This is a genomic window from Ruegeria sp. D6 (assembly GCF_056534365.1).
The window spans coordinates 1,416,703-1,435,324 of sequence record NZ_JBQFPH010000001.1 but is presented as its reverse complement, the minus strand read 5'-3'; the positions used below and the strand labels follow the sequence as shown (position 1 = coordinate 1,435,324).

The window sequence follows — 18,622 nt, the reverse complement described above, 5'->3', positions numbered from 1 at the left end:
GCCTGAGCCGATGTCAGAGGCTTTGATCGATCTCGTGGACCATGTGCAGGTGCACACCTATTCCATATTCGTTGTCCAATACGGGCACGCGCGTTTCAATTTCGACGTTAAATCCAATATGCTCATAAAAACTAACGGCTTCATTGTTGGCGGCTACGTCAAGGCATATCTGATTGCACTCGCCCGCCAAAGCTCGTTTTGTTGCTACTTCAAAGAGTTGGCCGGCAATACCAGTGCCATGCATATCTGGACTCACGGCGAATTCGAGAATGTAGTAGGAGTTTTGACGCGGGGCAGGAAACAACCGATCCATCCAATGCAAGGCAGATTTTAGATGAAGCGCTTCATCTTCGCCAAGAGCATTAGCCTGATTATCCACGGAAAAATCGAAATTCGCAGAATACTCTTCGTCTGTATGCCCAATAAGGAGACCCGCAACCTTGTCGTGTTGCATGGCCGTAAAGGCATGTTTGTATGAATACAAACCCTGTTGCGCAGGCCATTCCGTTCCGATGATCTTGTGCAAGACATCCATTTTACCAAACATGTAGCCGTTTAGTTTTGGATCTGTGCTCCAAAGAAGATCGGCGAGTGTCTCGGGCGGAACAGATTTAGAAGCCGATTGTACTATCGCAGTCAAAAGTCACTCCTGATTCTAGCATCCAGAAAACATGACTTACGATCCAAACATACCCACTGCTTACCGTTTAAACAAAACGCCCTGTGATTTCTGGTCCCGATGATCTCCGCGCAGGTCTGCGTGCAACGCGCGGCCTGCTATTACCGCAGGACGAGCGCTCATCATGTCCAGCCAGCGGGTAAAATGCGGTTTATCCTCCAGCACTTGTTGTTGGCCTTCCCACAGGCTCGCCCAGCCCCAGATCGACATATCGGCAATGGAGTAAAAATCGCCCGCGACGTATTCGTTTTCGGCCAGCCTGCGGTCGAGCACGCCGTAGAGACGCCCGACCTCACTGCGATAGCGGTCTTTCGGATAGGAATGGTCTTGTGGCGGGTCTAGATGTGGAGCGTATTTAAGGAAGTGATGCGCTTGGCCGGCCATCGGGCCTACGCCGCCCATCTGCCACATCAGCCATTCCTCGACTGCGATCCTGTCACGTTCGGTATTGCCGTAGAATCGCCCGGTCTTGCGGGCGAGGTACATCAGGATCGCGCCGCTTTCGAACACCGAAACAGGCGCGCCGTCAGGGCCATCCGGGTCGACGATGGCGGGCATACGGTTGTTAGGCGAGATCTTTAGAAATTCGGGATCGAACTGGTCGCCCTTGCCGATGTTGATTAAGTGGGTTTTGTAGGGCAGCTCCATCTCTTCCAGAGCGATGGACACTTTCCAGCCGTTGGGCGTGGGCCAGAAATAGAGATCAATCATGGGGCCTCCTTGAGTTTGGGCGATCATGAAGCTTTCTGCACAAACGGCAAGAGCGCGCCTGGCCGTGTTACGAAAGCGTGACCGGTGATCAGTCGGGCTTGACGTGTTCCGGGGCGGGGCGTAAACGCATCTTCATTCATGTGGCGATTTGTTACCGGATTGCGGGCCACGTTAAACAACACCGCTAAAAGGTCAGGATGAAAGACCCCTTTCGCTTGGCCGCGTCTGGGGTTTTTTGTTTGCCTCCAATGCGGGGCTGAAAGGAATGAGATGAGCGAGAGCTGGAACAAACGCACCCAAGCCGTCCATGGCGGTATCCGTCGCAGTCAGTACAATGAGGTTTCTGAGTCGATCTTTCTGACGCAGGGGTTTGTCTACGATAACGCCGAGCAGGCCGAGGCCCGGTTTATCGAAAGCGGCCCGGATGAGTTCATCTATGCCCGTTATGGCAACCCCACCGTGTCGATGTTCGAGCAGCGTATCGCAGCTTTGGAAGGCGGCGAGGATGCGTTTGCCACCGCTTCAGGTATGGCCGCTGTGAACGGTGCGCTGACTTCGATGCTGCAGGCGGGCGACCATGTGGTTTCAGCCAAGGCGCTTTTTGGGTCCTGTCTGTATATCCTCGAAAACATCCTGACGCGTTATGGCGTTGAGGTGACCTTTGTAGACGGCACCGATCTGGACGCGTGGGAGGCCGCGATCCGGCCTGACACCAAGGCAGTGTTTTTTGAATCCATGTCGAACCCGACGCTTGAAGTGATCGACATCACGTCCGTGTCGAGGCTGGCCCATGCGGTGGGTGCGGTTGTAATCGTGGACAACGTGTTCTCGACACCCGTGTTCTCGCGCGCGATCGAACAGGGAGCCGACGTGGTGGTCTATTCGGCGACCAAGCATATCGACGGGCAGGGCCGGGCGCTGGGCGGCGTGATCATCGGCACCAAGGAATTTATCCGTGGCACGGTCGAGCCTTACATGAAGCACACCGGCGGTGCGCTTAGCCCGTTCAGCGCTTGGATCATGGTCAAAGGTCTTGAAACCATGGCCCTGCGCGTAAACGCCCAAGCCGACAGCGCGCAGAAGATTGCAGAAGCTTTAGAAGGGCATTCTGCACTGGAGCGGACACTGTATCCCGGGCTGAGAACCCATGCGCAAAACGCGTTGGTGCAAGAGCAGCTGGGCGGCAAGGGCGGCACGGTTCTATCGCTGGACATCAAGGGCGGCAAAGCGGCGGCGTTTGCTTTCCTGAATGCGCTGACGATCCCTGTGATCTCGAATAATTTAGGCGATGCCAAGTCGATCGCAACCCACCCGGCCACCACAACGCACCAGCGTCTGAGCGACGAACAACGCGATGAGTTGGGTATCACGCCGGGCCTGATCCGCCTTTCGGTTGGGCTTGAGGATGCCGGTGATTTGCTGGCGGATATCCAGCGCGCGCTAGACGTATCTCAGGGCTAGTGTTGCGCCGGGAATGCATCATCAGGCGGATGTGATTCGCCTGATCCGGCGCATTTGGTTGTAAAATGACGATTTCTTGCCTCGAATTTCGATCCGGACTGCTATTCCGCGCGTATCGTTCAGGACTGGTAATTAAACCTCGGTGGTATATAACCGTCGGCCTAGCAAGGGATCCGTGCCAATGAACATTCATCCGCGCGACATCAACGAGACACCCGATCACGATCAGGCCGCAGCGGCGCTCAAGGTGCTGCGCGAATGGGCGAAATCAGCCTCGGCGGCCGAGATCAGTCAACTGGACCCGGCCATTGCGCAGCTTGTCCCGGGGCTGTTGCCGTCAAACTATCCAGCCCTGTCGCGCGAATATCCCCACGAGTTTGAGGCGGATGCAGCCTACAAGGCCACATTGCCGGATCTGCAAAACGGTCCATCCAGCCTGATCCGGGGTTCGAAGCAGCAAATCCAGCATGTCGGCATCTCGAATTTCCGCCTGCCGATCCGGTTCCATCGCAAAAGCGGTGCCGAGCTGACACTTGAGACCTCGGTCACCGGGTCTGTCAGCCTTGAGGCCGAGAAGAAGGGCATCAACATGTCTCGGATCATGCGGTCCTTCTACAAGCACGCCGAGCGCACCTTTAGTTTTGAGGTGATGGAGGCAGCGCTGAACGACTATCTGACTGATCTGGATAGTTTGGATGCGCGCATACAGATGCGGTTTTCCTATCCCGATCGGATTGAGAGCCTGCGTTCGGGCTTGTCCGGATACCAGTATTACGACATCGCGCTGGAACTGGTTGATCAAGGCGGAGAACGTCTGAAGATTATGCATCTGGACTATGTCTATTCGTCCACATGCCCCTGTTCATTGGAACTGAGCGAACACGCGCGCGCAACCCGCGGGCAGTTGGCGACGCCGCATTCCCAGCGCTCGGTGGCGCGGATTTCGGTGGTTATCGATTGCAACGCCGATTGTCTGTGGTTCGAAGATCTGATCGCGCTGTGCCGCCGCGCGGTGCCAACCGAAACTCAGGTGATGGTCAAGCGCGAAGATGAACAGGCCTTTGCCGAACTGAACGCGGCCAATCCCATATTCGTGGAAGATGCCGCGCGTCTGTTCTGCGCCGAGTTACAGGCCGATCATCATGTCGGCGATTTCCGTGTGATCGCCAGCCATCAGGAAAGCCTGCACAGCCATGATGCGGTCTCGATTCTGACCGAAGGTCCAACCTTCGAATCCGCGAGCCTGGACCCGCGTTTGTTCACGACGCTGTTTCATGTAGGCTGATTGACCCTGCGGAAGCTGCTGGAAAAACAGTCAAAAATCCTGCATGGGCGCTTTTTTGCCGCAATGCAGCAGGAAATGCTGCATCTGCACCCTGAATTGCGCTAGATTGTCCCCGAGTGCAGCTGCTGCGCATCCGTAAAAACCGGGACGCGCAGCCCGAAAGGAAACCGGGACGTGCAACGCCTTGGACCGCCAACCTGCAAATCCGCCCGGACGATTGGGGCGGGCGGGGTCATTTACTCATCTACCCGCTGCCTCGGTTTTATCAGGAGAGACATGCAATGAATCCGATTACTCAACCGCTTGAGTTTCAGGCAGCGGCCATCCGGATGGCCGGTTACGCAATGGCCAGTCAGATGGAGATCATGCAGATCATGACGCGCGCGGCCTTTGATTTGCCGATGGTACCTCTGCACGGACTGAAGACAGCCGAGGCACCCGCACCTGTTGCCCGCAAAGCGGCGACCCTAGCAACGCGAAAGCCAGCAAGACCGGCTGCAAAAGCCAAGGTTGCAGCAAAGCCTAAAGCCGCGCCGAAACCCAAAGCAGCACCAAAGCCAAAGGCGGCGGCTAAGCCTGCGGCGGCACCAGCGCCGAAAACGGCGGCTCCTAAGGTTGCGGCCGCTGGACCCAAGGCGGCCCCGGCCGCCAAAATGGCTGTGAAAGCAGCGCCGGCGAAGGCCAAAGTATCTGCGAAATCCGCCTCGAAAGCGGCCAAGCCAGTATCAACGGCGGCCAAGCCGGTTGCGGAGTTTAAATCTTCCGCACAAGCCAAGGCACAACCGGCAGCCGCAGCGCCGAAAGCATCAGCAAACACGGCAAAAGCGGCGCCCAAGGCACCTGCGGCAGCTAAGCCCGCCCCGGCAAAAGCTGCGCCTCTGGCCACAGCGGCTCCGAAACCTGCCGCTGCAAAACCTGCGACGAAGAAACCCGCAGCTGCGTCGGCTGAGCAGGCCAAACCGGCACCGCGTCGTGCACGCGCCCCGTCGAAGCCACCCGCGATGCCGGGCGTTGAGATAAAATCCGACAGTTAACACGGATCATCTGCTTGACACCGTCGGGCTGGCGCGCCAACGCTGCCCGTCATGATGGATCTTCGCCCGGTCGGATATGTGATTGGCCTGCTGGTCGCCATTCTAGGGGCGACCATGCTGCTGCCTATGCTTGTCGACATGATCGAGGGGCGGGGCGAGTGGCATGTTTTCTTTGAAAGCGCGGTCATCACACTGCTGACCGGCAGTGTTCTTGCGATGAGCTGTTCCAACGGGGTGGGCGAAGGTTTGACCATCCGTCAGACATTCTTGCTGACCTCGGGTGTCTGGGTGGCGTTGCCGGTTTTTGGCGCAATTCCGTTTCTGTTCGGGGAAACTGAACTGCGTTTCGTCGATGCCTATTTTGAGGCGATGTCGGGGCTGACCACCACAGGTTCAACCGTGATCTCGGGGCTAGACGAACTGCCACAGGGCTTGTTGCTCTGGCGGGGCGTTTTGCAATGGTTGGGGGGCATTGGAATCATCGTCGTGGCGATGGTGTTCCTACCCGAGCTGCGCGTTGGTGGGATGCAGATTTTCCGCTCGGAAGGGTTTGAAACCATGGGAAAAATTCTGCCCCGTGCGCAAGAGATCGCCGGGCAGATTTCCTTGATCTACGTATTTCTGACGGTGGTCTGCGCATTGGTCTATGCCGGTTTCGGCATGAGCTTTTTTGACGCCGTCGTACATGCCATGACCACAATCGCGACGGGCGGGTTTTCAAACTATGACAGCTCTTTCGCCCGGTTTTCGGGACCTCTGGAATATGCCGCTGCCATCTTCATGATCCTCGCGGCGCTGCCATTCGTGCGGTATGTGCAATTGGCCAATGGTCACACAAGCTCGTTGTGGAAAGACAGCCAGATTCGGGCGTTTCTGGCAACCATCGTGGTTCTGGTTGTGATTATGTCGATCTTCCTGACTTCGGTCTTTCCGCACCATTGGGAGCAGGCATTCCGCGAGTCGCTGTTCAACATCACATCGATCATTTCGGGCACCGGGTACGCGAGTGTCGACTATATGGGCTGGGGCAGTTTCCCGGTCATGTTGTTCTTCCTGATCGGATTGATTGGCGGTTGCGCGGGGTCCACCGCGTGTTCGATCAAGGTGTTCCGCTATCAATTGCTGTTTGCGTCGATTAAAACCCAGCTTAGCCGAATTCGTTCGCCGCATGGTGTGTTCGTGCCGCGCTATGATGGACGACCGATCAGTCGCGACGTGCTGACCTCGGTCATGAGTTTCTTCATGTTCTTTGCACTATCGATGGGGGTTCTGTCGTGGGCGCTGGCCCTGACTGGGTTGGACTTTATCACCTCGGTATCGGGGGCCGCGACGGCACTGGCTAATGTGGGGCCGGGGCTGGGGGAACAGATCGGGCCAGCAGGCAACTTTGCGGGGCTGAATGACGGTGCCAAGTGGCTGCTGACGATTGGGATGCTGGTCGGACGCCTTGAACTGCTGGCTGTCTACGCAATCTTTACCGTTCAATTCTGGAGAGGCTAATGAAACGACCCCTTGGGGCGCAGATCTCGCACATGCTTAAGGATCGTGGCGTTGACGTGATCTTTGGCATACCGGGCGTGCATAATCAGGAGATGTATCGCGGTATCGAAGAGGCCGGGATCACGCATGTTCTGGCCCGGCACGAGCAGGGGGCCGGTTTCATGGCCGATGGATATGCCCGCGCGTCTGGCAAGCCAGGGGTGGCCTATGTGATCACCGGACCGGGCCTGTGCAACATCATGACGCCGATGGGGCAGGCTTATTCGGATTCAGTGCCGATGCTGGTGTTGTCTTCTTGCCTTGAAGAGACACAAGCGCTGCGTGGCCAATTGCATCAGATGAAGGATCAGCGCGCTGCGGCCGAGACAGTTACAGACTGGTCCTGTCAGGCGAACAATGCCCAGGCTGCCTATGGTCTGATCGAGCGCGCCTTCGAAGAGTTTGAGCTGTCGCGCCCGCGACCGAAACACATTCAGGTACCCATCGCGCAATTGGAGGCCGAGGCAGCGCCTGCGCCTTTTCCAAACCAGCCTGCCTTGCGCAACCAGACTGTTCCACCGGATGTGGCACCGGTTCTGTCGCTGCTGAATATCGCGCAGCGGCCTTTGTTCATATTAGGCGGCGGGTGCCGGTCTAACCTTTGGCGACAGATCCTGACCCAGTTGGGGGCGGCGTGCTTCACGACGTATGCCGGTCGCGGGCTGGCCGGGTCCGATTATCCGCTGGATTTCGGATCGATGCTGCCACGACCGGGCAGCGCCAAAGTAATTGCCTCGGCTGATCTTGTCGTTGTTGTCGGTGCTGAACTGGGCGAGGTTGATCTGTGGCGCCATGATCTGGGCCACAACGCAACTATGGTGCGTGTTGATCTGGACCCGCAAGTGCTGTCAGACCACCATCGTGCGGCTGTCAAACTGCAGGCAGATGGTGAGAGTTTTGCGCATGCGCTGTGGGCAGTGTCCGATCAGGTAAAACCAGCCGCTGGTTGGTCTGCGGACGAGGTGCGCGAGGCGCGCGCGCGCTGGCGGGCCGAGGTAGATGCCGAGCGCCCGGGCATTGTCCCTGTGGTCGATGCACTCAGGGCGGCCATGCCCTTGGATACGATGATTTATTCGGACATGACCCAATTCGCGTATGTCGCGAAAGAAGTCTGGGACATGGGCTTTCCTTATCATTGGCACCACCCGACTGGATTTGGCACGCTGGGTTACGCCCTGCCAGCCGGGATCGGTGGTGCAGTAGCACGGCGGGGCAAACCCACAGCGGTCATCGCGGGTGACTATGGTTTTCACTACACAATGCAAGAGCTTGGGGTTGCTGTCGAACTCGGCCTGCCGCTACCCATCATTCTGTGGGACAATGGTAAACTCAAAGAGATTGAAGAGAGCATGGTGCGCGGACAGATCGCGCCCAATGCGGTGATCGCGCGAAACCCGGATTTCTGCAAACTGGCCGAGGCGTTCGGGGCGCTGTCAGCTGCACCGAAGACGCTGGATGAGATGCAGGCCGCAGTGCGCGCCGCCTTTCAGGCCGAGGTTCCCACATTGATACGGGTCACACCGGATATCCTGTAAACCTATGAAAAAAGGCGTGCACCTTCGTGCAGCGCCTTTTCCCTGAACCTGATTGTTCAGTCCCAGCAGTGCACCAGAACGGTCATTCCGTTGGCTCTGCGGCTCAGTTCGTTTGGTGAAATCTGGGCTGAGCCTTGCGCGGGCTGACCTGAGATGCCCGCCTTGGTCAGAACCTCGGTCAGACGTGCCACATTCGCCGCAAGGCTGACCGAGTCGGGCAGGGTACGCCCATCGGAAGGGGCAGGTAGCAACATGCCAACAACGCTGCCGCTATCGTCAAAGACAGGTCCTCCCGCGTCGCCGGGCTGGGCGGACAGTGCAAGGCGTTTGACGCCATCTTCTCCATTCAGGCCGCGGATATCAGCGATTTCGCCAAAGGTCAGAGTAGGGGCACCCAATGCGCCTTCGTAAGAAAAGCCCGAAACAGCGACCTGAGACTGAATACGCGGAACGCCCGCGCGGAACTCGGCAACACTGATCGGGGCAAGGGTCTGACTAGGACGCAGCACAGCGACACCAAGGTCTGCATCTTGCCAAGCCAGTTGAACCTCTTGGTCACCGTCCAGCGTGATGCGGGTGCAGCTTTCAGCGGCCTCGGTGACCGTCAGAACCGTACCATCAGCGTCGGCGAAGAAGCCCGATCGCGATAGCCGCGGTTTGCGGATTTGCAGTCCTGACATCAAATCGATGCGCTGGTCAGCATCCGCTCCAGCACCGGCATCCAGAACGGCATCGGTCGTGGCAAAGCTTGCGCGCATCGCGGCTAGAACTCGGGCGCGGCGAGCCTCATCCCCGGCAGGCCAGACCAGCGTGAAACCTTTGATCTTGCCGTCTTTCAGAGCTGCTTGCGTGAACGAGGTCATGCCATTTCCGCGCCCTTCAATCGTGAAGCTGTTGCCGCGCAGGCTGCGCTCACCGTCCAGAGGAACGATTTCAAGCGACTGCATCACTTGATAGAGCGCCCGCAGGGTTGCGGCAGAGCCTTCCTGCGAGATCAGCAGCGCCTTGGCGTCCAGATCAGAAGTGGGGTTGAAATGGGCAAAGGGTGCCTCGTAACGGTCAAAGCCCAAGACGCCCATTGGCATATCCAGTTCGATCCCGGCTTGCGGGTCGGAATAGCGTGCCATCCCGACGCTGATCAGTGGAGCGTTGTAGTCATCCATCAGGGTTTTGCGCTGCAACGTGGTCAGAACGCCAGTCGCGTCGAACCCGTTGGAACGTTGCCAATCGCCCATCGAGCGCCGGGTGCCCTGACCAAAGGCTCCGTCAATTGTTGAATTGTAGAACCCGGCTGCCTGCAACGCAGTTTGCAGGTCTCTGCGCTCTTGCGCGGTCAAAAGGCGTTCGCCCTGCAGAGCCTGCGAACGGGTTTCATCTGCGTCCTGCAGGGTAAGACCGGCCAAGGGCTGCTCTGGTTGCGGCTCGGGCTGGATCGGGGCGGTGACGACGCCGCGGTTCAGGATGTTGGCACCGATGGGCCAGAACTGTTGCCCCAGCGCGCTGGAGAATGCGATGAAACTGTCCGATGGGATCTGACGCTCGGCCCGGTAAACGCGCAGCACCTGTTCGGCGTCGTCGCGTAAATAGGGTCCGATAACAATGGCATACCAGCCGGAATTCAATCGAAACCCGTTCACATCGGGCAGCGCGTTCGCATAGACCTGCGCCCGTTCCTGCGCCTCGCGCAGCGACGGCTGCGCCTCGATCTGAACAAAGACGCCCGCATCTTGCTGGGCAAAAGCGGCGCGCAGGCCGAAGAGGATAAAGAATGTAATAACCGTAAATACGCGTGTCATTGTCTGCCCGTGTTCTGCAGTGTTTTCACTTTGGCGCAGATTACGCGGAATCGCGGTCCGATTGCCATGCCCGGAATACGGGGAATTCTGTGTGTGGCCGCTCAGCGACAGAGTGGCCGTTTGGCCCGTTGACGCCCTTGGATGCCTTGCATAGGAAGGGCCGAACCCACCGGAACCGGGCGCTTGGGCGTCCAAGGGAATTGTCATGACCGAACCCAGAAGCGCACCACGTTCATTTCAAGAGATTATCCTAAGGCTTCAGACCTATTGGGCGTCGAAAGGCTGTGCGATCCTGCAACCCTATGACATGGAGGTCGGCGCAGGTACGTTCCATCCAGCAACCACGTTGCGGGCTTTGGGGTCCAAGGCTTGGGCAGCGGCCTACGTTCAGCCCTCGCGTCGCCCGACAGACGGACGTTATGGCGAAAACCCGAACCGGTTGCAGCATTACTATCAATACCAGGTGCTGATCAAACCCAGTCCGCCTGATTTGCAGGAACTGTATCTGGGCAGCCTTGAGGCCATCGGCATCGATATGGACCTGCACGACATCCGTTTTGTCGAGGATGACTGGGAAAGCCCCACTCTGGGTGCGTGGGGTCTGGGATGGGAGGTCTGGTGTGACGGCATGGAAGTCAGCCAGTTCACCTATTTCCAACAGGTCGGCGGCCATGACTGTGCGCCGGTTTCGGGTGAGCTGACCTATGGTTTGGAACGTCTGGCCATGTATGTGCTGGGCATCGACCATGTGATGGACATGCCCTTCAACGATCCTCAGTCGCCCAGCCCGCTGACCTATGGCGACATCTTCAAGCAGACCGAAGAGGAATACGCCCGCTGGAACTTCGATATTGCCAATACCGAGGTCCTGCTGCGTCATTTCGAAGAGGCTGAAACCGAATGCGCGACCATTCTGGCGCAGGAACATGACGACCCGAAGACGGGCAAGCGCATCATCATGGCGCATCCCGCATATGATCAGTGCATCAAGGCCAGCCACATCTTCAACTTGCTGGACGCCCGCGGGGTGATTTCGGTTACCGAAAGACAGGCCTATATCGGCCGCGTTCGCGCATTGGCCAAGCAATGCGCCGATGCGTTCGTGCAGACCGAGGCTGCCGGGTTCGAAGCTTGATGCAGCGCCTAGGCCAGTCCGGGCAACAACGCCTTCAGGCCGTCTGCGATCATGCTGATTGCGATAGCCGCAAGGATCATGCCCATGAAGCGGCTCATTATCACTCGGGCATTGTCCGACAGCCGCTTAGCCAACGCCGATGCGTTCCAGAACGTGATCAAAAGCAAGGCCACCACGAACAGAAATACACCTGCATAGACAACGGCTTCGACCGGGGTTTTGATGTGGTGCGCATAAAGGATCAGTGTTGTGATTGTTCCGGGGCCGACCAGAATGGGAAAAGCCAAGGGATAGAACGCAACGGTCTCGGGCGCGGGATAGGATTTCTTTTCTCCGTCGGTTCCGTGATGCGAGCTGCTCTCGTTCCCGTTCAGCATGTTCAGGCCGATCATCAGTACAACGAGGCCACCGGCGACGCGCAGGTCATCGACGCTGATGCCAAAGAGCCCAAGCGCTTGACTGCCGATCGCAGCGAAGGCGCCACCGAGGATCGTGCAATAAAGCGCAGTTTTCACAGCCACTTTGCGTTGATCCGAAACGGGCAGGTCTTGCGTAACACTCAGGAACACAGGCAAGTTGGTAATCGGATTCATGATTGCAAAAAGCGCGCCAAAGAATCCGACGGCAAGAGTGGTTTCCATGCGAGTAGCCTCGTTTCTGACCGTACTGCTTGGGAACCTGTCTTATTTTCTATGAACTTGAAAGAGGTGGCGTAAACGATGACTGGAAAATTGGTTGCGCTAATCCTTCTGATTTCTGGCGTTCTGGCCGGTGCTGGCATGTATTACCTGCAGGTTTATGGGTTCTATTATGAGGTAGAACCGCGACCGGGCCAGGATGTGGTCCTGCTGGCGCAAGGGGCGGAAGCGCCCGAAGCCATCGCCTATACTGGGTTTAAGGCCATTGACGCCGACAGTTCTCCGATCCGGTATCGGGCCTGTTTCGAAACCGAGTTAAGGCCGGATCAGATGGTGGATTTTACCCCTGTCGAGAACCCCGAGCCATTGACCGCACCGGGATGGTTTGACTGCTACGACGCAGTTGCGCTGGCCGACGTATTGAAATCGGGTCAAGCACAGGCTTTCTTGGGCACCAAGAACATCCATTATGGTGTCGACCGGATCGTTGCCATTACACAGGATGGTAAAGGCTACGTCTGGCATGCGCTGAACAATTGCGGTGAAAAAGCCTATGACGGCACGGTTGTGGGCGAGGAGTGCCCACCCAGGCCCGAGGGCTGATGCAGATGGGGATGGTCGTTGAGATACCGGAGTTCCTGACAGCAACGCTGGGCTTTGCGGTCTATCTGCTGGGGGCAGAGATCAACGCCCGTGTCGCACAATTGCGCAGCTTCAACATCCCCGAGCCGGTAACCGGGGGCCTTCTGGCCTCGCTCGTGGTATTGGCGCTGTATCTTGGTTTCGGCATTGAGCTATCCTTTGGCTTGACCGCACGAGACTTTCTATTGGTTCTGTTCTTTGCCGGGATTGGTCTAAATGCCCGTCTGTCCGATTTGATCGCGGGTGGCAAGCCTTTGCTTTTGCTTCTGATTTTGACGCTTCTGACCATCTTTGCGCAAAACGTGATCGGCGCAGTGGGGGCCGCGATGTTCGGTTATCCGGCGCAAGCCGGGGTGCTGTTCGGGTCTGCTGCGCTGATCGGGGGGCACGGAACCGCGATCGCCTGGGCCCCCGAAGTTGCGGGCGCCACCGGTTTGAGTGGCGCAACCGAGTTGGGGGTGGCCGTGGCCACATTGGGTCTCGTGCTGGCCGCTCTGGTCGGGGGGCCGATTGCGCGGCTGCTGATCGAGGGGCGCAATCTCAGCCCCGAACGCCCCGGGGAAGAGCATACGGTGGGTTTGCCCAATGAGGTCGACCAGAAATCCGAGATTGATCATCTGACAATCATGCGGGTGCTGCTGTATCTCAACCTCGCGATCATTTCAGGCGCGATCCTGAGCGAAGCAATCAGCGCCGCAGGGCTGAAACTGCCGTTGTTTGTGCCCTGCCTTATCATGGGGATCGTGATTGCCAATCTCCGCGCCATGTTCGCGCCGAATGCCAAGCCGGTCTCACGCACACCCTCGCTGGCGCTGATCTCGGAATTCGCGCTTGGTGCATTTCTGGCGATGTCGCTGATGAGCCTGCAACTGTGGACCATCGCCGAACTGGGCCTTGCGATTGCGGTGATCATGACCGCCCAGACCCTGTTTGCCGTGGTGTTCGTGATCTGGGTTCTGTTTCCGTTGATGGGATCGAATTACCGCGCCGCCGTTCTGGCCGCCGGGTTCGGAGGGTTCGCTCTGGGTGCTACCCCCACAGCTATCGCAAATATGACCGCCGTAACCAAGCGATATGGCCCGTCGCCTATTGCCTTTATCGTACTGCCCCTTGTATCCGCATTCTTTGTGGACATCGCCAATGCCATCGTCATCCAGACGATTGTCAATTTCTAAGGACCGAAAATGCCCGACCTGCTGATCGAACTGTTTTCCGAGGAAATCCCCGCGCGCATGCAGACCCGCGCCGGTGAAGACCTGAAAAAGCGGATCACCGATGGTCTGGTCGAAGGCGGTCTGACCTATGGCTCTGCCGCTGCACTGACGACGCCGCGTCGCCTGACGCTGGCGGTTGAAGGCCTGCTGGCGGAAAGCCCGACAATCCGCGAAGAACGCAAAGGCCCAAAGGTCGGCGCGCCTGACAAAGCCATCGAAGGCTTTCTACGCGGCGCGGGACTGACCCGAGACCAGCTGGAAGAGCGCGACACGCCCAAAGGCGCAGTGTATTTCGCCACCATTGAAAAGGCGGGTCGTCCAGCAGCTGAAATCATCGCCGAGGTCTTAGAAGCTACCATTCGAAACTTCCCCTGGCCCAAATCCATGCGCTGGGGGGCTGGATCGATGCGGTGGGTACGGCCTTTGCACTCGATCTTGTGCATCCTGACCGATGAAGCAGGCGCGCAGGTCGTGCCGCTTGCGATCGAAGGGATCACGTCCGGTGATACGACTGAGGGCCATCGTTTCATGGCCCCGAACCGGTTTACGGTGACCTCGTTCGAGGATTATGCCGCCAAGCTGAAACGCGCATTCGTGGTGCTGTCGCCCGAAGAGCGCACCGAACATATCTGGAACGATGCCCAGAACATGGCCTTCGCCGCCGGTCTGGAAGTGGTCGACGACAAGGGTCTTCTGGCCGAGGTTGCCGGTCTGGTTGAATGGCCCGTTGTGCTGATGGGGCAGATCGACGAGGAGTTTCTTGAGCTGCCGCCCGAGGTACTGCAGACCTCGATGAAAGAGCATCAGAAGTTCTTTTCTGTGAAGAACGCCAAGACGGGGCGGATCGAGCGCTTCATTACCGTCGCCAATCGCGAGACCGCCGATAACGGCGCAACCATTCTGGCGGGGAACCAGAAGGTTTTGTCGGCCCGTCTGGCCGATGCGAAATTCTTCTGGGAGAACGACCTGCGCGTTGCCAAGTCGGACATCGCCCAATGGACCCGCGCGTTGGAGAATGTGACCTTCCACAACAAGCTGGGCACGCAGGCGGAACGCATCGACCGCATTGCCGCGCTGGCCCGAGAACTGGCCCCGGTGGTCGGGGCGGATGCGGATCAGGCCGAGAAAGCCGCGCGTTTGGCCAAGGCTGATCTGAACTCCGAAATGGTCTATGAATTTCCTGAACTTCAAGGGCTTATGGGGCGGTATTATATCGAAGCGGCTGGCGAAGACGCTGCCGTCGCGGCTGTGGCGCAGGAGCATTACTCGCCGCTGGGACCGTCGGATGACGTGCCGATCGCACCGCTGTCGGTGACCGTAGCGCTGGCCGACAAGCTAGATACGCTGACAGGATTTTGGGCGATTGATGAGAAACCAACCGGGTCGAAGGACCCGTTTGCTCTGCGTCGCGCGGCGTTAGGGGTAATTCGACTAATCGTGAATAATGATCTGCGTCTTCGGTTGGACCGTTTTTTCGATAGTCAACTGGTTCGATCAGAACGCGCTATCAATGAGGCTTTGCCCGAAGCGAATGTCCGCGATCTCCTGGAAGAAATCGCAAAACATGGTGTCTTTGGTGCTTCATTCCAGACTGTCAAAGAAAAGCTTGAAGGATCGCCCGCAGCAGCATTTCTTGAGCTTGAGAAAAAGGTTCCTGACGCGTCTGACGATCTTCTTTCTTTCTTCCACGACCGCCTCAAAGTCTTCCTCCGAGACGAAGGCATCCGCCATGATGTCATCGACGCTTGTATCGCGATGGAGGGGAATGACGACCTCAACCTGCTGGTCAAACGCGCCCGCGCTCTGAATGCGGTGATCGCGACCGAGGATGGAGAGAACCTCGTGCAGGGGTTCAAGCGTGCGAACAACATCCTGTCTCAGGCGGAAGAGAAGGATGGAGTCGAATACTCTTACGGCGCGGATGTGAAGTTTGCAGAAACTGACAGCGAAAAGGCACTGTTTGCAGCGCTTGACGCGGCAGAGGCCAAGATCGATCCTGCGCTGAAGGCCGAGGATTTCCCGACAGCGATGGCGGCAATGGCCGCACTGCGCGGGCCGGTGGATGCGTTCTTTGAGGACGTGCAGGTCAATACCGATAATGACATTCTGCGCCGCAACCGTCTGAACCTGCTGAGCCAGATCCGTAAGGTCTGCTCTAGCGTTGCTGATCTGACCCGTATCGAGGGATAACGCCCTTGCGCCAAGGGCGCAGGGGCTTATGCTGCGGTGAAACCAAAAGGTGCCGCAGTGCAGAATAATCCGCATACCACGCTTATCACTCCAAAAGCGCCCGTTGCCGCCAATACGCATGGCGGCCGGGCGAAGTGCCTGCAACGACTGGTCAGGCTGGACATGCCGGTGCCTCGGACAGTGGCCCTTTCTTTTGACGCGGTGCAGCGAATTGCCAAGGGCGACATTCCCGACATCGCAGCCATTCTGGAACAGTTCGACGCCGAGTCATTGCTGTGTGTACGGCCCAGTTCGGAAGATCCTGACTGGGGTGGACCGGGGGCGGTGCTGAATATCGGCATGAACGATGCCCGATATCTGGATCGGTCTGCGGAAATGGGGGCGGATGCGGCGGCGGCGCTATATCTGCGGTTTGTGCAGAGCTATGCGCTCCATATTGCGCGTCTGGACCCTGACGTATTCGATACCATCGATGCAGATGGGCGCGAAGGGCTGAGCTTGTCCCTGCGGGCGTATGAAGATGAAACCGACGAGGCCTTTCCGCAAGATCGAGGAGAGCAACTGATTGGTGTTCTGCGCTCGATGGCGCGTGCCTGGGATGGCACGTCGGCCCGGCTGCTGCGGCAGGCCAAGGGCGCACCTGCGGATGCCGGTTTGGGGCTGGTGATTCAAGAGATGATCCCGGGCGTCGGACAGGGGGAATGCGGTTCAGGCGTGTTGCAACTGATTGACCCCGCGACAGGTATGCCCCAAATCACGGGCCGCTATCTGAGCCAAAGCCAGGGGCGCGATGCGCTGGGGGAGGGTGTCGCTGCGCTGTATCTGGAAAAGGATGAACGCGGCCAGTCGCTGGAGGATGTGGCACCCGAGGCGTTTGCCGATCTCAAGGCCCACGCTGCGTTAATGCGCGAAAAGCTGCGCGAAGAGATGCAGGTCGAATTCGTGGTGCAGAACGGCAAGGTGCATATTCTGGACGGCGTGCGGGTTCCGCGCGGGTCGCGGGCCGGGATGCGGATCGCGGTGCGCCTGGCCGAAGACGGGATCATTCCGCCGCAAGAGGCCGTGATGCGGATCGACCCGCATTCGCTGAATGAACTTCTGCACCGGCAGGTCCATCCTGAGGCCGAGCGTGATGTGCTGACCACAGCCATCGCGGCCAGCCCCGGTGCAGCGACCGGTCGAATTGTCTTTACGGCTGCCGAAGCGCAGGCCAGCGCCGCGCGGGGGGAGCCCTGTATTCTTGTGCGCCGAGAAACCTCGCCCGAAGATGTGCGCGGAATGCATGCCGCAGTAGCTGTTTTGACCGAAAAGGGCGGGATCACCAGCCATGCGGCGGTGATTGGCCGAGGTCTGGGTCTGCCGTGTATCGTCGGCGCGTCCGAGATGCGATTCCAGACCAAGAAAAAGCTGCTAAGCGCACCGGATGGGCGTGTGTTCAAGACAGGCGATATTCTGACCATCGATGGGACTTCGGGTCAGGTATTGGCCGGACAACCCGAGATGCTTGAAGCGGCGCTGGATGATTGCTTTCAGACACTGATGAGCTGGGCCGATGCCGAGAGGGACATCGCCATCCGCGCCAACGCCGATACACCCGCTGACGCGCAAACTGCGCGAAACTTCAAAGCAGAAGGGATCGGGTTGTGCCGAACGGAACACATGTTCTTCGATCCCGGTCGTTTGACCGTAATGCGCGAAATGATCTTTGCGCAGACCCCGTCGGGACGTGCCGCTGTGCTGGAACGGTTGCTGCCGATGCAACGGCAGGATTTTGTGCAGTTGTTCCGGATTATGGAGGGGCAGCCGGTCTGCATCCGCCTGTTCGATCCGCCCTTGCACGAGTTTCTGCCCACTACGCGCACTGGTCAGCGCGAGCTGGCTGAGGCGCTGGATTTGCCAATCTCGGATGTCGAACGTCGGGTCGAGGCGATGAGCGAGTACAACCCGATGCTGGGATTGCGCGGGGTTCGTCTGGGTGTCACCGTGCCGGAAATCTACGACATGCAGGCACGCGCGATCTTCGAGGCGACGGTTGAGGCCAGCAAAGAAGGTGCCCCTGTCGTGCCCGAGGTCATGATCCCGCTGGTCTCGGCCAAGCGCGAGGTTGAACTGGTCAAAACACGCATTGATACTGTAGCGGCCGAGGTTGCCTCGGAGCAGGGGCAGGAGTTCGACTATCGATTGGGAGTGATGGTGGAAACGCCTCGGGCCTGTCTGCGCGCGAATGAGATTGCGCCGCATTCCGCTTTCCTAAGCTTTGGAACAAACGACCTGACCCAGATGACCTACGGATTGTCGCGCGATGACGCGGGGCGGTTCATGTCGGCATATGTCCGCCAAGGCGTGTTTGGCGAAGATCCATTTCACGTTCTGGATGCAGATGGGGTAGGTGAATTGCTGAAGCTGGGGGCCGAGCGCGGGCGCCAAGCCCAACCAGACGTTACGCTTTCTGTCTGTGGCGAACATGGTGGTAACCCCGAATCAATCGCTATCTGCCGGTCACTTGGATTCGACTATGTGTCCTGTTCTCCTTTCCGGGTTCCTGTCGCTCGGCTGTCTGCCGCTCAACTGGCGATTTCGTCCAAACTTGGGGGTTGACTAACTGTCTCCTACCTAGAAATAGTGGCGTAAGAAACGTTCCGCTGTCGATAATAATTGGCGGCGTGAGCGGTTTTTCTCTTGCATTTTTTTCAGAACTGGACGTCTCGCTTCGTCTGGGGTATTAGCCTCGTCGCGCCCGCCGGGGGAGGGTATGGCGCGTTT

General features: G+C 58.3%; 14 protein-coding genes and 1 riboswitch. Of the genes, 10 read left to right on the top strand and 4 right to left on the bottom strand.

The genetic code is table 11. From position 1 onward, the window contains the following. Positions 1-13: 13 nt before the first annotated feature. Together ACR0A1_RS07090 and ACR0A1_RS07085 are read right to left on the bottom strand one after the other, a co-directional pair. Positions 14-640: a GNAT family N-acetyltransferase gene (locus ACR0A1_RS07090; protein WP_480736547.1), complete on the bottom strand. Its 627-nt coding sequence runs from the start codon at positions 638-640 to the stop codon at positions 14-16. Between the two features lie 60 nt (positions 641-700). Beyond that, complete coding sequence (locus tag ACR0A1_RS07085; RefSeq protein WP_480866795.1) at positions 701-1,390, bottom strand: glutathione S-transferase N-terminal domain-containing protein; 690 nt, start codon at positions 1,388-1,390, stop codon at positions 701-703. Positions 1,391-1,520: 130 nt separating this feature from the next. Further along, positions 1,521-1,598, top strand: a riboswitch (SAM riboswitch). A gap of 62 nt (positions 1,599-1,660) precedes the next feature. Between ACR0A1_RS07085 and metZ the strand changes: the two genes are divergently transcribed. The 5 genes from metZ to ACR0A1_RS07060 all read left to right on the top strand — a co-directional run bounded on the left by metZ (position 1,661) and on the right by ACR0A1_RS07060 (position 8,244). After that, positions 1,661-2,851, top strand: a complete 1,191-nt coding sequence (gene metZ, locus ACR0A1_RS07080) for an O-succinylhomoserine sulfhydrylase (RefSeq protein WP_480866793.1) — start codon at positions 1,661-1,663, stop codon at positions 2,849-2,851. 181 nt (positions 2,852-3,032) lie between these two features. After that, the gene (gene folE2, locus ACR0A1_RS07075) at positions 3,033-4,136 is read left to right on the top strand and encodes a GTP cyclohydrolase FolE2 (protein WP_170563343.1); all 1,104 of its coding nucleotides are present in this window, start codon (positions 3,033-3,035) and stop codon (positions 4,134-4,136) included. 281 nt (positions 4,137-4,417) lie between these two features. Beyond that, positions 4,418-5,170 carry a hypothetical protein gene (locus ACR0A1_RS07070; protein WP_480866791.1) on the top strand — a complete coding sequence of 251 codons (753 nt, stop codon included), beginning with the start codon at positions 4,418-4,420 and terminating at the stop codon, positions 5,168-5,170. A 51-nt stretch (positions 5,171-5,221) separates the two neighbouring features. Next, the gene (locus tag ACR0A1_RS07065) at positions 5,222-6,670 is read left to right on the top strand and encodes a TrkH family potassium uptake protein (protein ID WP_170393516.1); all 1,449 of its coding nucleotides are present in this window, start codon (positions 5,222-5,224) and stop codon (positions 6,668-6,670) included. Continuing rightward, on the top strand, positions 6,670-8,244 hold the full coding sequence (locus tag ACR0A1_RS07060) for a thiamine pyrophosphate-binding protein (RefSeq protein ID WP_170645850.1): 1,575 nt from the start codon (positions 6,670-6,672) through the stop codon (positions 8,242-8,244). The genes ACR0A1_RS07065 and ACR0A1_RS07060 overlap by 1 nt, the downstream gene beginning before the upstream one ends. A gap of 56 nt (positions 8,245-8,300) precedes the next feature. On the opposite strand, the gene ACR0A1_RS07055 is transcribed toward ACR0A1_RS07060, so the two are convergent. Next, positions 8,301-10,040 (bottom strand): serine protease, encoded by a 1,740-nt coding sequence (locus tag ACR0A1_RS07055; protein ID WP_480866789.1) that lies wholly within the window; start codon positions 10,038-10,040, stop codon positions 8,301-8,303. 205 nt (positions 10,041-10,245) lie between these two features. Between ACR0A1_RS07055 and ACR0A1_RS07050 the strand changes: the two genes are divergently transcribed. Beyond that, entirely contained in the window at positions 10,246-11,175 is a 930-nt protein-coding gene (locus ACR0A1_RS07050) for a glycine--tRNA ligase subunit alpha (RefSeq protein WP_170689645.1), read from the top strand. Between the two features lie 8 nt (positions 11,176-11,183). Here ACR0A1_RS07050 and ACR0A1_RS07045 read toward each other — a convergent pair whose 3' ends face one another. After that, complete coding sequence (locus tag ACR0A1_RS07045; RefSeq protein ID WP_170393508.1) at positions 11,184-11,816, bottom strand: MarC family protein; 633 nt, start codon at positions 11,814-11,816, stop codon at positions 11,184-11,186. Positions 11,817-11,894: 78 nt separating this feature from the next. Between ACR0A1_RS07045 and ACR0A1_RS07040 the strand changes: the two genes are divergently transcribed. The 4 genes from ACR0A1_RS07040 to ACR0A1_RS07025 are packed head-to-tail and all read left to right on the top strand — an operon-like array spanning position 11,895 to position 18,457. Next, positions 11,895-12,416 carry a DUF6446 family protein gene (locus tag ACR0A1_RS07040; RefSeq protein ID WP_170465487.1) on the top strand — a complete coding sequence of 174 codons (522 nt, stop codon included), beginning with the start codon at positions 11,895-11,897 and terminating at the stop codon, positions 12,414-12,416. Positions 12,417-12,421: 5 nt separating this feature from the next. Further along, entirely contained in the window at positions 12,422-13,630 is a 1,209-nt protein-coding gene (gltS, locus tag ACR0A1_RS07035; RefSeq protein WP_170732432.1) for a sodium/glutamate symporter, read from the top strand. A gap of 9 nt (positions 13,631-13,639) precedes the next feature. Continuing rightward, the gene (gene glyS, locus ACR0A1_RS07030) at positions 13,640-15,859 is read left to right on the top strand and encodes a glycine--tRNA ligase subunit beta (protein WP_480866787.1); all 2,220 of its coding nucleotides are present in this window, start codon (positions 13,640-13,642) and stop codon (positions 15,857-15,859) included. A 36-nt stretch (positions 15,860-15,895) separates the two neighbouring features. Further along, a complete protein-coding gene (locus ACR0A1_RS07025) occupies positions 15,896-18,457 on the top strand; it encodes a pyruvate, phosphate dikinase (protein WP_170563328.1) in 2,562 nt (853 codons plus the stop codon). Positions 18,458-18,622 lie beyond the last annotated feature (165 nt).